The 20,119-nt window shown below is 28.2% G+C and carries 24 protein-coding genes and 1 tRNA gene; 16 read left to right on the forward strand and 9 right to left on the reverse strand.

The window, feature by feature from the left end:
- Positions 1–10: 10 nt before the first annotated feature.
- The 5 genes from ACNQ12_RS00525 to rsmI are packed head-to-tail and all read left to right on the forward strand — an operon-like array spanning position 11 to position 3,169.
- Complete coding sequence (locus ACNQ12_RS00525; RefSeq protein WP_418036842.1) at positions 11–295, forward strand: YbaB/EbfC family nucleoid-associated protein; 285 nt, start codon at positions 11–13, stop codon at positions 293–295.
- 6 nt (positions 296–301) lie between these two features.
- The gene (locus ACNQ12_RS00530) at positions 302–886 is read left to right on the forward strand and encodes a toprim domain-containing protein (protein WP_416754412.1); all 585 of its coding nucleotides are present in this window, start codon (positions 302–304) and stop codon (positions 884–886) included.
- A gap of 10 nt (positions 887–896) precedes the next feature.
- Positions 897–1,553: a dTMP kinase gene (gene tmk, locus ACNQ12_RS00535; protein ID WP_416754411.1), complete on the forward strand. Its 657-nt coding sequence runs from the start codon at positions 897–899 to the stop codon at positions 1,551–1,553.
- The gene (locus ACNQ12_RS00540) at positions 1,540–2,466 is read left to right on the forward strand and encodes a DNA polymerase III delta subunit-related protein (protein ID WP_416754410.1); all 927 of its coding nucleotides are present in this window, start codon (positions 1,540–1,542) and stop codon (positions 2,464–2,466) included. Before tmk ends, ACNQ12_RS00540 begins: the two co-directional genes overlap by 14 nt.
- Entirely contained in the window at positions 2,459–3,169 is a 711-nt protein-coding gene (rsmI, locus tag ACNQ12_RS00545; protein ID WP_418034774.1) for a 16S rRNA (cytidine(1402)-2'-O)-methyltransferase, read from the forward strand. The genes ACNQ12_RS00540 and rsmI overlap by 8 nt, the downstream gene beginning before the upstream one ends.
- 66 nt (positions 3,170–3,235) lie before the next feature.
- Here the strand turns inward: rsmI and ACNQ12_RS00550 are convergent, their stop codons facing one another.
- From ACNQ12_RS00550 to ACNQ12_RS00560, 3 genes are all read right to left on the reverse strand, one after another.
- Positions 3,236–4,843, reverse strand: a complete 1,608-nt coding sequence (locus ACNQ12_RS00550; RefSeq protein WP_416754407.1) for a DUF2130 domain-containing protein — start codon at positions 4,841–4,843, stop codon at positions 3,236–3,238.
- A gap of 83 nt (positions 4,844–4,926) precedes the next feature.
- Entirely contained in the window at positions 4,927–5,619 is a 693-nt protein-coding gene (locus ACNQ12_RS00555; RefSeq protein WP_416754405.1) for a ribonuclease HIII, read from the reverse strand.
- A 2-nt stretch (positions 5,620–5,621) separates the two neighbouring features.
- Complete coding sequence (locus ACNQ12_RS00560; RefSeq protein ID WP_416756025.1) at positions 5,622–6,527, reverse strand: Cof-type HAD-IIB family hydrolase; 906 nt, start codon at positions 6,525–6,527, stop codon at positions 5,622–5,624.
- Positions 6,528–6,903: 376 nt separating this feature from the next.
- On the opposite strand from ACNQ12_RS00560, the gene pyrH reads away from it, so the two are divergent.
- The 3 genes from pyrH (at position 6,904) to ACNQ12_RS00575 (ending at position 8,680) form a co-directional block, all read left to right on the forward strand.
- Positions 6,904–7,623: a UMP kinase gene (gene pyrH / locus ACNQ12_RS00565; protein WP_416754402.1), complete on the forward strand. Its 720-nt coding sequence runs from the start codon at positions 6,904–6,906 to the stop codon at positions 7,621–7,623.
- Positions 7,623–8,174 (forward strand): ribosome recycling factor, encoded by a 552-nt coding sequence (gene frr, locus ACNQ12_RS00570; RefSeq protein ID WP_416754401.1) that lies wholly within the window; start codon positions 7,623–7,625, stop codon positions 8,172–8,174. Before pyrH ends, frr begins: the two co-directional genes overlap by 1 nt.
- A 149-nt stretch (positions 8,175–8,323) precedes the next feature.
- On the forward strand, positions 8,324–8,680 hold the full coding sequence (locus tag ACNQ12_RS00575) for a hypothetical protein (protein WP_418036844.1): 357 nt from the start codon (positions 8,324–8,326) through the stop codon (positions 8,678–8,680).
- A 211-nt stretch (positions 8,681–8,891) separates the two neighbouring features.
- On the opposite strand, the gene ACNQ12_RS00580 is transcribed toward ACNQ12_RS00575, so the two are convergent.
- Both ACNQ12_RS00580 and ftsY read right to left on the reverse strand, forming a co-directional pair.
- A complete protein-coding gene (locus ACNQ12_RS00580; protein ID WP_416754399.1) occupies positions 8,892–9,119 on the reverse strand; it encodes a sigma factor-like helix-turn-helix DNA-binding protein in 228 nt (75 codons plus the stop codon).
- Entirely contained in the window at positions 9,109–10,152 is a 1,044-nt protein-coding gene (gene ftsY, locus ACNQ12_RS00585; protein ID WP_418036846.1) for a signal recognition particle-docking protein FtsY, read from the reverse strand. The genes ACNQ12_RS00580 and ftsY overlap by 11 nt, the downstream gene beginning before the upstream one ends.
- 162 nt (positions 10,153–10,314) lie before the next feature.
- Between ftsY and ACNQ12_RS00590 the strand changes: the two genes are divergently transcribed.
- A tRNA-Leu gene (locus ACNQ12_RS00590) sits at positions 10,315–10,399 on the forward strand.
- A gap of 74 nt (positions 10,400–10,473) precedes the next feature.
- On the opposite strand, the gene ACNQ12_RS00595 is transcribed toward ACNQ12_RS00590, so the two are convergent.
- From ACNQ12_RS00595 to ACNQ12_RS00610, 4 genes are all read right to left on the reverse strand, one after another.
- Positions 10,474–10,737, reverse strand: a complete 264-nt coding sequence (locus ACNQ12_RS00595) for an HPr family phosphocarrier protein (protein WP_416741587.1) — start codon at positions 10,735–10,737, stop codon at positions 10,474–10,476.
- Positions 10,738–10,802: 65 nt separating this feature from the next.
- Positions 10,803–12,317 carry a phospholipase D-like domain-containing protein gene (locus ACNQ12_RS00600; RefSeq protein ID WP_416754397.1) on the reverse strand — a complete coding sequence of 505 codons (1,515 nt, stop codon included), beginning with the start codon at positions 12,315–12,317 and terminating at the stop codon, positions 10,803–10,805.
- A 45-nt stretch (positions 12,318–12,362) separates the two neighbouring features.
- On the reverse strand, positions 12,363–12,611 hold the full coding sequence (locus tag ACNQ12_RS00605) for a DUF2188 domain-containing protein (RefSeq protein WP_416741585.1): 249 nt from the start codon (positions 12,609–12,611) through the stop codon (positions 12,363–12,365).
- A 2-nt stretch (positions 12,612–12,613) separates the two neighbouring features.
- Entirely contained in the window at positions 12,614–13,051 is a 438-nt protein-coding gene (locus tag ACNQ12_RS00610; protein ID WP_416754396.1) for an RpiB/LacA/LacB family sugar-phosphate isomerase, read from the reverse strand.
- Between the two features lie 98 nt (positions 13,052–13,149).
- Between ACNQ12_RS00610 and ACNQ12_RS00615 the strand changes: the two genes are divergently transcribed.
- The 7 genes from ACNQ12_RS00615 to era all read left to right on the forward strand — a co-directional run bounded on the left by ACNQ12_RS00615 (position 13,150) and on the right by era (position 20,062).
- Positions 13,150–15,174: an Mbov_0121 family peptidase domain-containing ABC transporter gene (locus tag ACNQ12_RS00615; RefSeq protein WP_418036848.1), complete on the forward strand. Its 2,025-nt coding sequence runs from the start codon at positions 13,150–13,152 to the stop codon at positions 15,172–15,174.
- Positions 15,152–15,535: an MAG1140 family protein gene (locus tag ACNQ12_RS00620; RefSeq protein WP_416754394.1), complete on the forward strand. Its 384-nt coding sequence runs from the start codon at positions 15,152–15,154 to the stop codon at positions 15,533–15,535. Before ACNQ12_RS00615 ends, ACNQ12_RS00620 begins: the two co-directional genes overlap by 23 nt.
- Positions 15,536–15,586: 51 nt before the next feature.
- Positions 15,587–15,739 (forward strand): hypothetical protein, encoded by a 153-nt coding sequence (locus ACNQ12_RS00625; protein WP_418027170.1) that lies wholly within the window; start codon positions 15,587–15,589, stop codon positions 15,737–15,739.
- Positions 15,740–16,489: 750 nt separating this feature from the next.
- A complete protein-coding gene (locus tag ACNQ12_RS00630) occupies positions 16,490–17,941 on the forward strand; it encodes a hypothetical protein (protein ID WP_418036850.1) in 1,452 nt (483 codons plus the stop codon).
- 269 nt (positions 17,942–18,210) lie between these two features.
- Positions 18,211–18,708, forward strand: a complete 498-nt coding sequence (gene ybeY, locus ACNQ12_RS00635; protein ID WP_418036852.1) for an rRNA maturation RNase YbeY — start codon at positions 18,211–18,213, stop codon at positions 18,706–18,708.
- Between the two features lie 71 nt (positions 18,709–18,779).
- Positions 18,780–19,178: a cytidine deaminase gene (gene cdd, locus ACNQ12_RS00640; protein ID WP_416741579.1), complete on the forward strand. Its 399-nt coding sequence runs from the start codon at positions 18,780–18,782 to the stop codon at positions 19,176–19,178.
- A 2-nt stretch (positions 19,179–19,180) separates the two neighbouring features.
- The gene (gene era, locus ACNQ12_RS00645; protein ID WP_416754387.1) at positions 19,181–20,062 is read left to right on the forward strand and encodes a GTPase Era; all 882 of its coding nucleotides are present in this window, start codon (positions 19,181–19,183) and stop codon (positions 20,060–20,062) included.
- Positions 20,063–20,119: the final 57 nt, after the last annotated feature.

The following is a 20,119-nucleotide window of genomic DNA, read 5'->3' on the forward strand; positions in this document are numbered from 1 at the left end:
TCTTATGAACATGTCACCAGATTTTTTAAGAAGAATTAAAACAATGCAAAAAGAACTTGAAGCTAAACAAAAAGAACTTGAAGAAAAAGAATTCGTTATTGAGAAGCAAGGTATTAAACTAGTGATGAAAGGTGATTACTCAATAGTTTCTATTGAACTAGATGAATTATTAGTTGATCCTGAAGATAAAGAATTATTACAAGATTTACTTGTTGTAGCATTCAATGAAGGGATCGACTTAATTAAAGAAGAAACTGAAAAACTAGCTCCAGCAATGCGAGGAATGCCTTTTTAGGCTGCTATGTTTTACACTGATGATATCAATGCCTTTATAGTTAAGGCTAAAAAAATTCCAGGTATCAGTAAGAAACAAGCTGAAAAAATTGTTTACTGGATTCTAGAATCAGAACAAAACGATGTTTTTGAATTAACTCAATTAATCCAAGACATTAAGATTAAAACAAAATTCTGCTCAATTTGTAGTAGTTTAATGCAACAAGATATCTGTACAATTTGTCATGACCCAAACCGTGATAATTCTTTATTAGTTGTTGAAAACTTGCAAGCTATGCAAAAAATTGAAGATGCAGGATTTTATCATGGTAAATACTACATCTTGCCTTTTCTAATCGAAAAAGAAAAAGATGTTATTAAATATCAAAAGGAAATTAAAGAGTTTGTTAAGTACGCAAGCACTTTTGATGAAATTATTTTAGCAATTTCCCCTACATTAAAAGGGGAAATAACTAATCAAATATTAAAAATTGAATTAGGTAAAGAAAAATTAAATGTCTCTAAATTAGCTATTGGGCTGCCACTTGGTGCCTCCTTAGATTATATGGATGAAATTACGATTAAATTTGCCCTTAATAATAGACAAAAATAAAGGAGTTGATATGTTTATATCTTTTGAAGGACTTGATGGATCAGGAAAAACAACCATCACACAAAAACTAGTAGTTAAATTAGCAGAAATGCATCCCGAAATTGGTGTCATTTGAACCAGGGAACCTGGTGGAAGAGGCATTAGAGAAGCCGAAAAAATCAGAGAAATAATTTTGGATAAATCTTCTGATCTTTCACCGGTAGCAGAAGCTTTATTATATACAACTAGTCGTAGAATTCATTTAGAAAAAGTCATTTGACCAGCCTTAGAGCAAAATCAAATTGTGGTTTGTGATAGATATGTTGATAGTTTTTATGCTTACCAAGGTTATGCCAGAGAACTAGGAATTGAATTTGTAAAAGCAATCACTAACATTGTTATTAATCATACAATGCCAGATATTACAGTGTTTTTAAACCTTACACCGGAAGAATCTAAACAAAGAAGAGAAAGTACTAGACTAGTTGAAGATAGAATGGAACAAGAAAAATTAGAATTTCATAATTTAGTCTACAAAGGATATCAAGCTTTAATTCATGAAGATCCACAACGTTTCATGGTTATTGATGCAACACAAACAGAAGAAGAAGTTCTTCAAGATATAATTAATCAACTTCACCAACACCCTAAATTTATTGCTTACTTAGAAAAGCATGCTACAAAATAAAATACTTGAAAATATAAATGATTTAGCTTTGAATGGTAAGTTAAATCATTTATTTTTATTACAGGGTGAAGAAAACTATCAGTTTGATGCTGACTTGATTAAATTTATTAATGCAATTAATGACACTGAAGAAATAAGTACACTTGAATATTTAACTCCAAATGTTTTATTGCTAGATGGAAGTGAAGAAAGTATTAAAAAAGATGATTTTGATAACGCGTTTTATGCACTTTCATTTAGCAGCACTACTAAGCAACTTTATAAATATTCGATTTTAGTAATAAAGAATATTGAAAATACTTCAATTAATGGGCTTAATTCAATTTTAAAATCAATTGAAGAACCAAGTGATGACTTGATAATTGTACTTACAACCAATAATATTAATATGTTGCTAGATACAATTATTTCTCGTGCACAAGTACTTAGAGTGGAGAATCCAAGTTATCAAGAAATATTAGCTAGCTGGCCAAATAATGTGACAAAAAAACCTATATCTTTATTATTAGCTTACCTATTTAAAGATCCTAATTTATCTGATAATGAAGAATTTTTTGATGTAGCGGAAGTTGAAATAAAAACATTAATAAATGCTATTAAACAATCGTTTAAACAACCTGAGGAGCTATTTATTTATCTTGATAGTGTTTTAAACAAAGATAATTTATTAATGAGTAAATTTATTTTACTTACTTTAAAAGCTATGCTACTTGGTAAAATGAACTTTTTACCATTAAGCAACCAATTAACTCAGGAATTAAGCGATTTACGCAACACTTGATATAATCATTGTAATAGTATATTGAACTTTGTTCTAGATATAGATGAATTTATCAATAAAATAAAAAAACAAGCAATTTTTGAATTACAAAAACAAATTATGTTAAATAAATTAATGGAGTATTATGGCTAAATTATACATAGTGGGAACACCAATAGGGAACCTAGAAGATATTACACTAAGAGCTTTGCGAATCTTGAATCAAGTAGAATATATTGCTTGTGAGGACACCCGAGTTACTCATAAACTGCTTGAAAAATATGAAATTAAAAATAAAAAGTTGTTAACTTACAACAACTTTACTGAAAAGAGTTCTTCAAAAGGCTTACTTGATCTTATTCGTAATGGTAATGATGTGGCTTTAGTTTCAGATGCTGGAATGCCAGTAGTTTCGGATCCTGGTTTTGAAGTTATTGCACAAGCAAAAGATGCTGGACTTGAAGTTGAAATTATTCCTGGAGTTAATGCTGCAATTACAGCTTTTGTTGGTTCTAACTTTTCAAATGAATTTACTTTTCTAGGATTTATAAAAGATAAAAGTCAACAACGGATTAATCAGCTTTCTACTTTAAAAATAGGGACATACATTTTTTATGTTTCACCTCATAAACTGCTTGCAACATTGCAAGATATTGATACTGTGTTCCAAGGAAAAGAAAGAGTTTGTTTGGCCAAAGAATTAACCAAAATATATGAACAATGGTTCTTTGGCTCAGGAGCACAACTATACCAAGAATTTGCTTCTTTCGATAGCATTAAAGGTGAATTTACAATGGTACTTAATATTCCAAAAACCAAACGCGTTAAAGTTAATAAGTACAAAAAAGAAAACTAGTAGCTGAATTACTAGTTTTTTATATTAAAGCTCCTAAATCACTTTAGGAGCTTACTGCAAGGGTAATTATTCTTCTTCTACAATATCAGCATCTTGAATATTTGGTATTTCTTTCATTGTGTGAGGAATTTGTGGTGTGTCTATTCCTGAATCTTGAATATCAAGTTTTTCATATTCTTTTTGTAAACTAAATTTAATAAATTTGTTCATTAAACGTTCAAATCTTCCCTTAAGTTCATTATCAATTGAATTACGTAAATTATTTGCAATATTAATTAAATCATCGACTTGTTTAATCATTTTAGCAATTGTTTCATCAACTAGGCGAACATGATAATTGCTTAATTCATGTTTAAACTCATCAAATTTTTGAAGCAATTTAGCTTTAGACTCAAGATTGATATCTAAACGATTCAATTTACTTTTTTCTATGAATAAGCGTTGTCAAATACGAATCATTTGTGGCAAGGCTTCAAAACGCATTTGAATAAGATTCTTATAATTATTTACGTTTTTAACTAAATAGCTTTCATTTGGTTCTAATGTTGTTACAAGGAAGGCGATATCGGCTTTATAATTATTACGATCATTTTCTAACTTTTTGTAAAAGTTAGAATTTTTTTGTTTTCCTTCTTCACTAGCTTGGTCTTTAGCTTCAATAACGATTGTTCCAATAACTTCATTATCCCTACCTGGATCTTGATTTAAGAATTCAATTAAGAAATCGGGTTTAGTTCCTTCGTCTTTAACATTCGTATTTTTTCCTTCTTTAGTTTTAGAAATAGTTGTTTTTGAAAATCTAATATTACTATCAAAACCAAAATTTTCATTTAAAGAGTCTCAAATAGATTTTTCAAAATCTTCACCCAATTCTTTAGTTGAACGCATGTACTTAGCTTGAGTTAGTTTATTATTTTCTTCTTTGGTATGTGCGATTTCAGACTGTAAATTAGTAATTTGCTCATTTAGATAGCTGACTTTTTCATTTAAGATAGCTTCATCAATAGCTTTTTGCTCTTGTTTTCCAGCTAATAATAATTCATTCTTTTTAGCTTCAAACATTTGCTCAAAGTCTTTTTTGATATTTTCTTTTTGTTCTAAAACTTTATTTTGAACTATTAGATCATGATTTTTATTAAGGTTATTAATTTCAACTTTATATTCATTAAGTTCTTTTTCTTTTTCATAATTAGTCTTGGAAATTTGATTATTTAAGTTATTAATTTCTTCCTTTAAAGCCTCCATATCTTGAGCCAATTGCTCTTTAACTTTGTTTTGAGCATTTTCAATTTGAGCTTTTAGGTTTGCATCGGATTGTTCCAATTTGGCCAATGCAACTTGATAATTTTTATCTGCATCTGCCAATTTATCCTTTATCTTTTGAGTTTCCTCAAATTCTTCTTGCAATTTAAGGTTGAATTTGTTTTGTGCTTCATCAAGTAATTTTCTAACTTCAATTTGATTTGGCAAGTCTTTTTCGTATTCTCTAATTACTTGTTCTTTAATTTTAGCAACAAAAGTTGCGCTTTGTTCTTTATATTTTTCAAACAAAGTTGAAATTTTATCACTATCAAGGTCTAAAAGTGAAATAAAGTCACCGGTAGAAGCATCTTGTAATAATTCAATTTCAAGATTGTCAAAATCCTTAATTTTAATACTTATTTTTTTACTCATTTATTACTTCCTTCTTTGTATTGTTTACTGTTTTAATTGTACCAAATCTATGTTAAAGGTATAAAAAATCGCATTATCTGCGATTATTTAATTTTAAAATTTAGCTTACAAACTTGTGCAAGTGAATCTTGCCCATAAGTTAAAGCGAAGTCTTGAACTTGCTGCTTAACCTCTTTACTTGCTCCAAACAAGAAGTGAAAATTTCATTTTTTTTCTTGTTCTTGCATGTATTCTAATAATTTATAACGAGCAATAATTGAAGCACAAGCAACAGCTAAGTGTACATCTTCTGCTTTTTCAATTAATAGTGTGGGCAAGTCATATTCATATAGATTTGCTCAGTTATTTGTAAATATTTTATCGTGATATTTAAGAATTGAATTAGTTGTTGAATATTTATCAATAATAATAGCATTAGCCTTAGTGGAAGCTACATGATATTGATGTAAATTAGATAATGCAGCTGCATGAGTAAAAAACTTAAGTTCATTATTATTTAAGCTTTTACTTAATTTATTAAATCCAGCTTGAGATAAAATGTAAGCTGAATAAGGTAAAAACTCTATTAATTTAGGTGCCAAATCTTTTATCCGATTATCAGTTAGTTTTTTAGAGTCTTTAACCCCTAAATCTAAAACAAATTTTTTTAATCGATTAGGTAAATATACAGCACATGCAACCAGTGGTGTAAAATAGTCACCAACTCCAGTTTCATCAACTCCAATTACTTCATAAGTTTCCAACTCAAATAACTTAACATCATCAATAAATTTCATGATTATTCTTCCTCAACTGCTTGAACTTTTCTTTTTCTAGCATTTGATTTTTCTATTTCAGCTTTAGGGTTGTCTAAGAATTTATGAATGTATTCTCCAACTCCACCTTCTTTATTTGTCTTTGTCATTTTAATTGAAGCATATTTTTTAACATCTTTAGATGCGTTAGCCATTGCTACTGAAACATTAGCAATCTTAAACATTGGCACATCATTAAATCCATCTCCTAAAGCAATGGTATTTTCAATTTTGATATCATAGTAACGAATTAATAAACTTAAAGCTTTACCTTTGTTAGCTTGAGTATTTGTGATATCGAATACTGGTGTAAGCCCTTCACCTTTTGATCAGTATGAAAATTCTGCTAAATCACCATAACGTGCTTTTAAATATCTTCTTAAGAATTCAACATCTGTTGTAGCTTTAACATCAAAGATAACACCCGTTGGCATTAAAGGTAGCTTGTGATAGTTAAGTCCAATTTGTAATTTAGCACTAGTTTTAAATCCAAAAACTTTTTCAAGCTCTTCATCACGGTGATCTAGTTGCACTCAATCTGGACCTTCAATTGCAAGGTTAGTAATTTCTTTTTGTACAAGAGGATCACCGATAATGTATAAGGCTTCGTTTAGATTTAAGTATTTAATGTAAGGTATAAATTCTTGATTATAAGGGTGGTGAATGTGAGCTCCATTAAAGTTTGAAACTATTGTATTAAGACCTAAAGTGTCGTAAATGAATTTTGTGCTTCTTCATGGTCTACCTGTAAGAATACATACAACGTGTCCTTCTTCTGTAGCTCTTTTAATTGCTGAAACTGTTCTGTCATGTATTGCGCCTGTAGCACTTGATTGAAGTGTAGTACCATCTAGGTCAATAGCAAATAAATATCTTTCTTTTTGTTCCATATTAATTAATTCCTTTCATAATTAAATTATTTGTATAATTGAATGAAAATGACGCAAAGCCATTTCGTGTTAATTGTTATACAATTATAACTATTTTTTAGAAAAATAGAAAAATGATAAATAATTTCCACATTTTGTTCCACATTTGCATTTTTAATTGATTTTTCAACATTTTTAAAGCATCAAAATGAGCTAATATTTTTTATTTCTATTTTAACTAAGCAGAACAAAATAATTATTTTTGTTATTGTATAAAGCTTAGTAGATGCAAAAAATGATGTATATAACTATATGCATATAATAAAAAAAGTAATTACCATTTCATTTCTGGCATATTTTAATATAAAATATAAGCAATAAAAATTAGAGGTGAAAAATGATCAAATATAAAAGAATCTTGATAAAACTTTCAGGTGAAGGTTTTGCAAATAAAGAAAAACATTTAGCAATTGATTATGATTTAGTATCTAAAATTGCTCATCAATTAAAAGAAGTAGTGTCTCAAGGTGTTGAGGTATCAATTGTTATAGGTGGAGGTAACTTCTGAAGAGGTGCGTCTGCTGAAAAAAATGGAATCAACAGAAATAGAGCTGACTATATTGGGATGCTTGCAACTATCATGAATGGACTTGCGTTATGTAGTGGGTTTGAACAAGTAGGATTAAAAGCCAGAGTTCAAAGTTCATTAAACATTGACCAGAGAGTTGCTGAAAATTATGTAAACGAAAAAACTTTGAAATACTTAGAACAAGGTGAAGTTGTAATTTTTGTTGGTGGTACAGGTAGACCATTTTTCACAACCGATACAGCAGCTACACTATATGCTTCAGAAATCGGAGCTCAAGTTATTTTAATGGGTAAAAATGGAACTGATGGTGTTTATGACGCGGATCCTAAAAAGAACCCAAGTGCAAAACGTTATGATACTGTAACTTATGATGAAATTCTTGAAAAGAAATTGCAAGTTATGGATCTAACTGCCACTAGCATGGCAAGAGATAATAATATTAATTTAATTGTCTTTAACTTACTTGAAGAAAACTCAATAGTAAGAGCATTAGAAGGCACAATTACACATACGGAGGTTACAAAATAATGGAATTAGAAATGTACTTAATGGAACTTGAAGAAAAATGCGAAAAAGCTATTTCTCACTATCGTTTCGAATTATCTAAGATTTCAACTGGAAGAGCCAACCCTCAAATTATTAAAGGAGTTAGAGTTAATTATTATGACACTTTAACACCACTTGAAGAATTAGCTAATATTAGCGTTCCTGAACCACAACAGTTATTAATTAAACCTTATGACATTACTTCTGTAAGAGAAATTAATAAAGCTTTAGAAAAAGCTAATTTAGGAATCTTACCAGTTGATGAAGGAAGTCAAATTAGACTTACATTCCCAGCTTTAACAACTGAAAGACGTAAAGAAATGACTAAATCACTTGCTAAATTAACTGAAAATGCTAAAGTGGGTGTTCGTAATGCACGTCAAGATATTAATAAAGCAATCAAGGCTGATGATGAATTATCTGAGGATGTTCAAAAGAGTTTTTTAGATGCAATTCAAAAAGAAGTTGATAAAGAAATTGCGAAAATTGATGCAATCACTAAAGAAAAACAAGATGAATTAATGAATAAATAATTAATAATATAACATATAACATATAACAATATTTAAAAATTCTAGATTAACTAGGATTTTTTTATAATTTTTTACTTTAAAATACTTTAGAATATTTATATAGAAACATTTAATTACAACTATAAAAGTTTTTTAATATTAGGGGCAACATGAACGAAGAAAATAAATTGCTTAAAAAACATAAAATTTGAATTATTTCATGGACGCTAGCATTTAGCATAATAGTATTAGGGGCCACAATTTCTTATTTAGTTTTATCTATTGTTTATATAAAACAAACTTATTCGATAGTAATTGCTGCAATTTTAATAATTGTAGGCTTATTTGCAATTTACCAAGCAATTCGTGAAATAACATGAGAATTCAGACTTTTCTACAAGGATTGCCAGAAGATTGAAAATTACCCTTTTTCTATTGAAACAAGTGGAAAATGGAATAAGTTTTTTAAACATTTTTATATGAATAGATGAGATTGAAGGGCAAAACAATATTCTAAGAAAAAATAATCCTCAAACAATATTACTAAATAGAGCTTAAATTAGGATTTTTGTATTTACAATATGAATTCTGATGTTGACCTGAAAAGGTGCTATAAATAGCATTTCTAATAAAGTAAGCATTAATAAAATTAAAAATAAAAAAGATGACATCCAGCTAAAGCAAAAGTGGAATTGTCATCTTTTTTATTTTTAAAATTTGCTGACCATAGAGCTTGTTTTATTGATCTATTTGTTTTTCATATTTAAGTAAATTTTTAATTGCTTTATTTAAAGCATCATAAGCAGCAGATCTAGTGGTTGCTAAAATTTCAGCAACTTCTGAATAAGAAAGGTCTTGTTCATAGTATAAACGAAAGACTTGTTGCTGGTTTTGAGTTAGTAATTTTCCATATTTATCAAATAAAGCTGTATATCTATCTATATTTTCAATTGATTTATTGTTCATGAATTAAATCCTTTGTCATATGATAAATAAACATTTCAAGGTCAAATTCTTGTAAATCATCTAGTCCTTCTCCTAGACCAACATATTTAACATCAATATCATACTCATCTTTAATTGAAAGTACAATACCACCTTTTGATGTTCCGTCCATTTTAGTTAGAATAATTCCGGTTAAGTTAGCAATATCTCTAAAATGTTTAGCTTGTGATAATCCATTTTGTCCAGTGGTTGCATCTAGCACTAATAAAGATTCATGAGGAGCTGAAGATTCAAATTTTTGAATAACACCAATCATTTTCTCAAGTTCCTTCATCAAGTTCACTTTATTTTGTAATCTACCAGCTGTATCAATGATTAATAAATCATAGTGTTCATTTGTAGCTTTATCCATTGCTTTATAGACTACACTAGAAGGATCAGCACCTTCTTTATCAGGTTTTACAATGCTTGCTCCAATTCTTTCTGCTCAAACACCTAATTGGTTAACTGCACCAGCTCTAAAGGTATCAGCAGCAGCAATTAGAACTTTTTTACCTTCTTTGATATATTTGTTTGCTATTTTAGCAATTGAAGTAGTTTTTCCTGAACCATTAACACCAACAAAAATAAATACATTTAATCTACCATCTTCAAAGTTTAAATTAGTGTTAACAATTGAATTATTTGCATAAATCGAAAACATCATATCGGCTACTAATTCACCAATTAGTTTTGGGTCATCAATATTATTTGTTCTAATTTCTTTTTTAATTTTTTCAATCATGACGTCAACTAATGCAGCATTAATATCTGACATAATTAGCAATTCTTCAAAGTCATCAAAAAAATCTTCATCAATTTTGACATGCTTGTTTTGAATTTCGAGTAATTTCTTTCCGAATGAAGAAGCATTGTTTAAACCTGTTTCATATTTTTTAAACTTTTCAGAAGCTAATATTTCTTTAGTTTCTTTTTCATCTAGTTGTTTGTTAACTGTTTCTACATCTTTTTTCTTAGTAAAAACTTTTTCCTTTAATTTTGTAAAAAATCCCATATATGTATTTTACTAATTAAATTAAAATTGCTGCATGTTTTTTTAATAAATAGGCATGTATTTTAGTTATTTTATGTCAGAATAAAAAGGTAAAACATAAGCAACTTTTTCAAGTTTTCTTGTTTACTTCTTTTGTTTTTTATATTATAATATTTACATCAAGCCCGAGTGGTGAAATTGGCAGACACGCTAGACTAAGGATCTAGTGGAGCAATCCGTGCAGGTTCAAATCCTGTCTTGGGCACCAGAATATGCGTATATCGCATTTTTTTATTATTTTTTGTAATAAAAAACACCACTGAATTAAGGTGGTGATATTTATTATATTAAACCGTTAGCTTCTAATGCGCCTTTGATAGCTTTAACTGCATCAGCTTCGTCGTCACCAGAAACTTTAATTGTGATTTCGGCACCGTGTTTAACACCTAAAGCCATAATGTTCATAATAGATTTTAAATTTGCTTCACGTCCGTTGTAAATTAATTTAGAATCAGACTTGAATTTTGTTGCTGTAGAAACTATTAATGTAGCAGGTCTAGCGTGTAACCCAATCGGGTCGATAATCTTAGATGAAAATTCTTTCATTAGATTCCTCCATAGAATTTGAGTTCTATTTTTATAAACTTATATACTTTTTTCGTACGTTATTATTATATCAGTGGTTTAGTAATATCATATAGAAATTTTTCAATAACATTAGGCTTTTTGTTTATTTCAGGAAAATTTTCCACTTTTTGGCTATCTTTTTCATATTTGTGGAAAATTCCACATAGTTTTTCAATAGATTTGCCAGTTAAAATGTCCATAGTTTCATATTGTGAAAACATACTACGTGAATCTCAATTATTAGTTCCGACTCAACCATATTCATCATCAATTAACCCAGCTTTGGTATGCAAGAAGTGATCTTGGTAGATTTTAACTTCTAATCCATATTCTCTTAATTTACTTAATTGATAAATTCCAATTTTATAAACAAGTTTTTTATCTGGTAAACCAGGAAAGTATAAAGTAACTTTAACTCCACTTTTAAGTGCCAAAATAATTTGCTTTTCAAGCGCACGTGTGATTGAAAAATAAGGAGTAGCAATCTTAATGCTTTTTTTGGCATTAGGAATCATTTTAAGGTAAAAAAGTTCAGCTTCAGAATGTGAATAAGAAGGGGATTCAGTAACTAATAAAGCTGAATCATCATAACTTTCAATTCCATTCGAAATAAAAAGTGAAGCTTGAATATCAATTTCTTTACGTGTAATAACTTTTCAAAATTTAATAAAATGAATAATATAAGCATTAATATAAGGTCCAGTGATTCGATAATTTAAATCAATTCAATGGCCATATTTTTTTGACATTGATGCATATTCATCAGATATATTATTACCTCCCGAAAACACCACCTCATTATCAATAATTATAAATTTTTGGTGGTTTCTTGAAAAGCTGGCTGCGTTAATAAATGGATAATATATTTTACCAATTAGCTTAATTTCAATATTTGGATGTTTATTTAGTTTGCGTAATAATCGTTTTTGTGATGCCATAGCTCCAAAGTCATCAACCAATCATTTGATTTTAATTCCTTGACTAGCTTTTTGCTCAAGAATGTGTAAAAATTCTTGAGAGATTTCTGATTGCTTAATAATGTATGTGACAATATAAATACTACGTTGAGATTGATTTAAAGCTGCAAATAAATCATCATAAAAACGATATCCTTCAGCAAAAAACTCAAAGTTACATGGCAACACCATGTTTTGATTAATGTTTTCCATTCTTTTAAGCATAGCTATATGTTTTGCTGAATTATTGCTATAAATTAAGTCTTTGTAATTTTTTAATGAGTATTTAGGATCTTCGTTAATTTTCAGTTCATATTTATTTCTAAATAATAGACCATAACCAATAAAAATGGCGTGACCAATAAAAGGCACTAATAAGACTAGATAAATCCAGCTAAATTTAGCTTCATGCTCACGATTTTGAGCATAAATAACAAAAACAAAAAGTACATTAATTAGGTAAAGTAGGAATAAAAGTAAATATGCATAACGCTTATCAACATTTAAAATAAGCATCGTGATTCCGGCAATAAACCCAATAAATAAAATAATTTGTAGCAGAAAAATTACTACATTTTTTAAACTTATTTTAGTTTTATTCATATTTAAATTTTATCTTAATTAAAAATAACGCATAAGCGTTATTTATTATTTTTCCTTAAAGCTTTGACCAGCTCTAATTTTACCTTTTTGACTGTGGATAAGGTATCTTCCTTCATTATTTTTAGCTAGTTGTTTTGCATATTCAATAGCTTCTTTTTGAGTATCAAAAGTCTTGATTGCCTTAACTCCACCTTGTCTAATAACTTTTCATCCATCAGGGTGTTGTGAAACGTGTCAAACAGCAGCTAATTCTTTAGCTTCTTTTTCGTTTACTTCTAAGTTTTTATCAGCCATAATTATTCATCCAATTCATCAATTCTTGCTTGGTGACGTCCACCTTCATATTCTGTTTTTAGGTATTCATCAACCATTGCTTTAGCTTGGTCTAATGAAACTTGACGTCCACCAAATACAAGTACATTTGCGTTGTTGTGTTGTTTTGCTAAGTGCGCATCTTCGACAGAAGTTACTCTAGCTGCTCTAATGTGTTTGTGTCTGTTTAGAGCATAAGAAATTCCTAGACCTGTTCCACAAACACCAATTCCAAATGTTGGTTTAGCTTCATCTACATAATTAGCTAATTCTTTACCCATTAAAGCATATGAAACAGAATTTGCGTCAGTAGAAGGTCCTAAATCAACAACATCAAAACCTTTTTCTTTAAGGTATGTTGCTAATTCATCTTTCAATTTAAATCCAGCGTGATCACTTGCAAGTGCTACTACTTTATTCATAAAATATCTCCTTTCACATTTATATTTTAATTATATAGAAAAAAACGCTTTTTGTTCTTTTTTAGTGCACTTATCAAATAATTTAATTTATACAATATATGAGAGAAAAACAAGTTGATATTAGAGACTGCTCACTATTTGTATTAAAATGATTTTATGATAAATATAATATGAATTCAGTGGAAATTAGTGAGCTGAAATTAAATGCCAAATATACTGAAAAAGGAATTGCTATTCCTGATTTTGAAGCATTAGCTAGTAACTATAATTTTGCAATTGAAGTGTACAATTGTGACTTTTTAGGCTTGCTTCAATTGGAAATTGAAACCTTTCCAATTGCAGCGCTTATAAAAAAGGATAATAATACTCACATGGTTGTAATTAAAAAAGTAACGCATAATAAAATTAAACTTTATGATCCTGTATTTGGAAATGTATCTTGCTCATATGCAGACTTTAAAACTAATTTTTTTGGCTTGCTGATAAACTTTAAAAAACAAGAAGCTGAATTAAAATTTAGCTCGCAGCTAAAAGAAAATTTTTGAGTCAAGTTTGATAAGTTTTCCTTCTTTTATTTAGCTGCCTTATTGTGTGAAATTTTAATTTTATTTTCCTTACCTTATTTTAATAAGATTATTCTGGAAAAAATTATTCCAAATAGGTTAAATATTCACTTGCTGTATCTTGGAATAGTCTTTATTTTTGTGGTTCTATTAAATTTTGCTTTGCGCAATCTTAGCCAAAAGATTTTACAAAAAATACTAGCACAAAGGCGAGAAAGTGTCTCTTTAAACTTTATTAAAAACTTAAAATTTAAAAATTATAAAGTTATAGATAAGCTTACTGTGCTAGAAGCTAAGAATCGAATTGCAGTCTTTGATACTATTATCCATTTCCAAATTGTTTTTATACCTGAGGTGTTTTCGAGCATTATTACCTTAATTTTGGCACTAATTTTACTATGAAATGTAAATGTTTACTTAATGATTATTATTGCACTTTATTCAGTTTTAACCCTTATAGTAAGCTTTATTTCAAAATCAATCTATGATAATGAATTTCCGAAACTAATGCAAGAAAATATCACAACTGATAATGCTTTCAATAACTATTTTAACCATATAAAAAACATTCATAACTACTACCTAGAAGAAAAACTATTTAATACTCTATCTAATTCATATCAAAACATGAACTTAAAGTTGTTGCAATTTAAAGAAAAAACCATATCGTTAAATTCCTTTTTGGCCACTTTAGATGTTATTGCGCCTTTATGTATCTTAATTTTAGGCTCATATCAAATTTGAAACAATAAATTAAGTGCTGCCAATTTAATCTTTTTCTTAACTGGCGCTAGTTTGTTTACTCGACCAATTAAAAATGTTTTACCACTGGTAAGTAGTTATAGTGAGTTTAAAAAAGCTTTTAGTATGCTTAAAATTTTTAAATTTGATGAACAAGAAACTGAAGAAAGCAACAGTGTTGATAGGAAAATAAATTCAATTAAGCTCTCAAGTATTACCTATTCATATACGGAGTCTAAAATTAATAAAGCACTTAATATAAACTCTTGCATTATAGATAAAAACCTACATTTAATAGGACCAAATGGATGTGGTAAGTCTACTTTTTGCGCTATTTTAAATGGCTCTAAGCAAGCTGATGATGGTGAAATACTAATTAATGAAAATAAGGTTAATCCATTTTTAGATGCAGGGTATAAAGCGAAAGTAATTTATATTGGAAAAGATAATAATTTAACACTTTCAGTACTCGATTACTTATGCATTAGTAATATTGAGCAGTTTAATGAGCTAATTCATCAGTTAGATTTAAAAGGTTGCTTGCAACATTTAAATATTAATTTAAGTCAAAATATTTCACTTGATAATCTATCTTCAGGTCAAAAGCAATTTATTGCGTTACTTAATTTATTTTTACTTCCCTATGATGTAATACTGCTTGATGAGGCTTTTGAAAATTTAGACCAATATACTTTTGAAACCTTACGTTGCAAGTTACGAAATGAATTGGGAAGTGCTTTAGTCCTAGAAATTAGTCATAATGGTAGATACTTATATCCAGAAAGTGAGGAGTTAAATGTACAAGAAATTAGTGCATAACTATTTAATTGAAATAGTGCTATTTATAGTACTACTTGGACTCTTTGCTTTCATTATGTATTTAATTGTTACAGTTAAATTGCAAGATTATAAAGAAGGGCTAATCCGTTATGAAGGTGATGATTTATATTTATATAATCTCAAGTCACAAGATTTACCAAGTGAGCAAATAAACATTAATTTTAACTATGACAATCACTTATATACCTATAGTGTAGATACAAAAAATGAAGAAAGTAATTTAGTAAAACTATATAGTGAAGCTTTAAAATTCTTTTTGGATCAAAACAATATTGCTGAACTAAAAGTGAGTGTTAAAATGCAAGATATCTCAGTTTTAAGTTATATATTTTCACTGTAAATTTAATAATATAATTACTCTTTTAGCGAAATAAAAAAGTATCATAATTTTATGAAAATTAACGAAGAAAGAGATGCTATTAAAGTAGAATATAAAATTTCAATTCACTCTCATATAATGTGTGCAATTATTTATCAACCAGAAATGGAACAAATAGTTTCTAACTTAAAGAAATACTTTAAAATCAAAAACCAGTGATACTAGATGTCGCAATTGTTTCACCAGCAGCAATTAAGAAATTAAATGCTGAATATAGAGGGAAAGATTAACTTGAATCAATTAATAACTAATAAAATGAGGTGACAATAACTAGTATGATTAGGGTGTTATCTTTTTGTAATTGATTTATGTGGAAATATTTATTTTACAAAAAAAGTTGTAAAATAATTATGTAAGGGTATATATGATGAAAACCAAAATAGTTTATTATAAACAGATTTTCACTTATTAGGCTGCACTTTTTTAGTGTGGCCTTTTTATTACCTTTACTTACATACATATTGGAGAACATAGTGAAAAAAATAAAAAAATATCAACTTTAATATGCTTATCATCAATAGCAACAATTACAGTAGCCACAACACTTTCAGCATCTCTTGAAAAAGATGTCAAAATAAATAAAAATAATAAACTTAAAAAAATAAATGTTTCTGCTAATAATTTTGATAATGATAATGAAAAATTTGAGTTTAGTTCAAATTCATATTCATATAAATCTAGTTCCAGATATACAATGGTAGTAGCATATGATAATATAAATCCTGTGAACGATAAAAATGGATTCTTATGATATCTAGCTAATAAAAAAGATATTTCGAAAAAGTATTGAGATTTCTTAATGTATTGTACAAGAAACCTTAAAAATCAAGATATTTTAAACCTTAATGCGATGTTTTCATATCACATATATAATCAATACAGATTATATTGATGCTAAAAGAGGAGACTTCTAATATGAAAAAATGATTATATAGTAAAACACTAGGAATAGTATCATTAGCTGTTATACCTTCATCCTTTATTGCGATTTCATGTAATAAAGAAGATAAAGAAATGCAAGAGTTTAATAAAGCATATGATACCAATTTAATTAGAGATAACATTAAGAATATTAAAAATATCAAATTAGAATCATTAATATCTCTAGCTAAGAGTGTTAATTTAAATGATGAAAAAGGTAAAAAATATTTTGATGCTTGAGTAAAACCAGCTGTATTGAGTATTGTATCTAGTGATGAAGATCAATATAGCAAGCAAGTTATTGATTCATATGTTTTATATTTAGAATTCATGATTAATAGATTTATAAACTCACCATTAGAAGCAAAATATAATGTTGGTAGTGCTAATATATCTAAATCAAATTGAAATATAGCAAAAATGGAGAATGAAAGCGATGTGCTTAAGTACAAAGATCAAAATCATGATCAAATTGACTTACTGTTAAATACAAAAGACCCAGAGATTTGAAAAACTTATTGAAATACTATTGATGATGGATTTAAAAACAATCTTCATCTAAATATGCTATCTAAAAGTAAAATAATAACTAATAATAAAGAAATAACAATGTGAGAGAATTTATTACAAAGTGAAAAACGCCAACCACTAGACTATTCCCTAATAGATCGCGTTTTTGATAAATTTATTAAATGATTCCCCACAATTAAAAATAAGTCATGATCTGAAAAGTATTTAATAATTAATGAACTGGAAACAGGTGCTTTTGATACTTTCAACAACAGTAAAATAATTTGGTCAAATATCGCGACAAAAAAAGTTACAATTGATAACAAGCCTAATATAAATATAAAAGGAGAAGTAATTTTAAAATACAGTGAAGTTGAATCTGCTTTTCTTGAGCCAATTATCAAAATTGTTAATAATAATGAAACAAAAGAATCATCTATTAATATTGTTTTAACAAATAAGCAACATTCCCAAAATTCTTACGTAAATCATAGGAATATTAATGATTTCATTAATAATTGATATAATCCAAACAAGAAATTAACTGAAACAAAATTAACTTATGGTCCTAAAGTGACACCATTGCCTGCGTTTGGGGAACCTATAATTCCCGGAGATACTGATATACTTGAATTATTGGACCTTTCTAAACCAAAAGTATACAAGCTAACTATAGATATCAATATCCCTGAACCAGAATTTCCAGTAACAGTAACATCTGTTTCATGTGCAAGACCCTTAAAACTTAATCAAAATGATATTTTAATTGATGAAAGCAAACTAGTGCAACTTAACCAAATCGCTTCAAAATTGAGAAGAATTTCATCAGCTAGTGATATTCAAATTAATGATTCAATATTTAAAATTAGTGATTTTAATGATGATGAATTAAGTGGAATTAAAGATATATATTCAAAAATTGATACTAATAAATAGTGTAAGATCAAAAAATATAAATATTCAAGTATTTATTTTCAAACTAAATGAATAATAAGAGACATAATTTAAAGTGATGTTTACGCAGAGTGAATATCACTTTTTATATACTTAAAATGAGTAAAAATTAAAAAGATGGCATTCCACTAAAGCTAAAGTGGAACTGTCGTCTTTTTAATTTTTAATTTCAGTTTTAAGTTATATATTTTCACTGCAAATTTAATAAGATAATTACTCTTTTAGCAAAATAAAAAAAGTATAATAATTTTATGAAAATTAATGAAGAAAGAGATGCTATTAATGTAGAAGATGAAATTTCAATTCACTCTCGTATTAAGCGTGCAATTATTTATCAAGCAGAAATGGAACAAATAGTTTCTAACTTAAAGAAATACTTTAAAATCAAAAAACCAGTGATACTAGATGTTACAATTGTTTCACCGGCAGCAATTAAGAAATTAAATGCTGAATATAGAGGGAAAGATTATGTAACTGATATCTTATCATTTGACTTTGGTTTTGATTCATTTGATATGGACTCATTACCATTTTTACAAATTGGAGAATTAGTAATTTGCTGAGAAAAAGTAGAAAAGCAAGCTAAAGAGTTTGGACATTCAGTTCGCAGAGAATTTTGTTACTTATTTACTCATGGTTTGGTTCACTTAATGGGATATGACCATGAAGAAGAAAACGAAAGAAAAGAAATGAATGCCATTGTGGATGCAATATTTGATCCACTTAAGATTACACGTGAATCATTTTAAAACGAGCATGTCGGTTAAAGGCGACTAAAGTAAGGATTATATGCTCACAAATTTATTAAGGAGATAATATTATGACTTTTGAAAAATTAAGAGACTTATTAAAATATTCTTACGCACCATATTCTAAGTTTCCAGTTGCAGCTATCTTAGTAGCTGAAGATGGAACAGAATATTACGGAGTTAATGTAGAAAACGCAGCTTACCCATCTGGACTTTGTGCTGAAAGAAGTGCAATGTTTGGTTCAGTAGCTTACGGTGGAAAAGTTGGAAAATTCAAGGAAATTCACATTATCAGTGGAAAAAATGAAATCATTAGCCCATGTGCTGGATGTAGACAAGTAATGACAGAATTCATGCCATTAGACGCTAAAGTTTACCAATACAGTAATGATGGTAAAAGTGTTAGAGTAAACACTGTTGAAGAACTTGTTCCTTTCAGTATTAGAGCAGAAGAAATTACAATTAAATAATTATGAAAATTTGCTTTGCAAGTATCCTTGGTAGACCAAATGTTGGAAAGAGTTCATTACTAAATGCAATTTTAGGTTACAATGTTGCGATTGTAACTGATACAGCACAAACTACAAGAGATCAAATTACTGGTATTTATACTGATGATGACACGCAAATTATTTTTACTGATACACCTGGAATCCACAAACCATTAAATAAGCTTGGTGAAGCTTTAAACAAAAATGCCTATGACGCAGCTAAAGATGTTGATGTATTATTATTTTTAAGCCCCGCTGATGAAAAACTTGGCAAGGGTGATGAAATGATTTTGGAAAAAATTGCAAATGTTAAAAATAAGATTGCAGTTATTTCTAAAATTGACAAAATTAGAAGTAAACCTGAAATTTTAGTTGAAAAAATTAATGAATTACATGCACATGGTTTTGAAACTATTTTAGCAACTGATGTAAATGACTATAGATCTATTGATGCTTTAATTAATGAAATAAAGAAATACAGTTATGATGGAGAAGCTCAATACGATCCTGAATATTTAACTGATAAATCAATGAGATTTTTAGCTAAAGAAATTATTCGTGAGTCTGCTATAAATGCTTTATATGAAGAATTGCCACATTCAATAGCTGTTGAAGTATCTGAGTTTGTCGAAGAAGACAAACACATAACAATTGATGCCGTAATTTATGTCAAAAAAGCTTCGCAAAAAGGTATGGTTATTGGTAAAGGTGGAGAAAAAATCAAACAAATTGGTAAGAATGCTAGATTAAAAATAGCTCATCAATTTGATGTGCCAACTACTTTAACTCTAAAAGTTAAAATTGCAAAAAAATGAATTGATGATCCAGATGCTCTTGAAAAATTTGGTTATTCAAGTAAATAAGTCACCTAATATAAGGGTGATTTTTTCTTTAGCAAGCTTTTAGCAAAAGAAAAGTTT

Source organism: Mycoplasma paraquilae (genome assembly GCF_048284415.1).
In the GTDB taxonomy this organism is placed as follows: Bacteria; Bacillota_I; Bacilli_A; order Mycoplasmatales; family Metamycoplasmataceae; genus Mycoplasmopsis.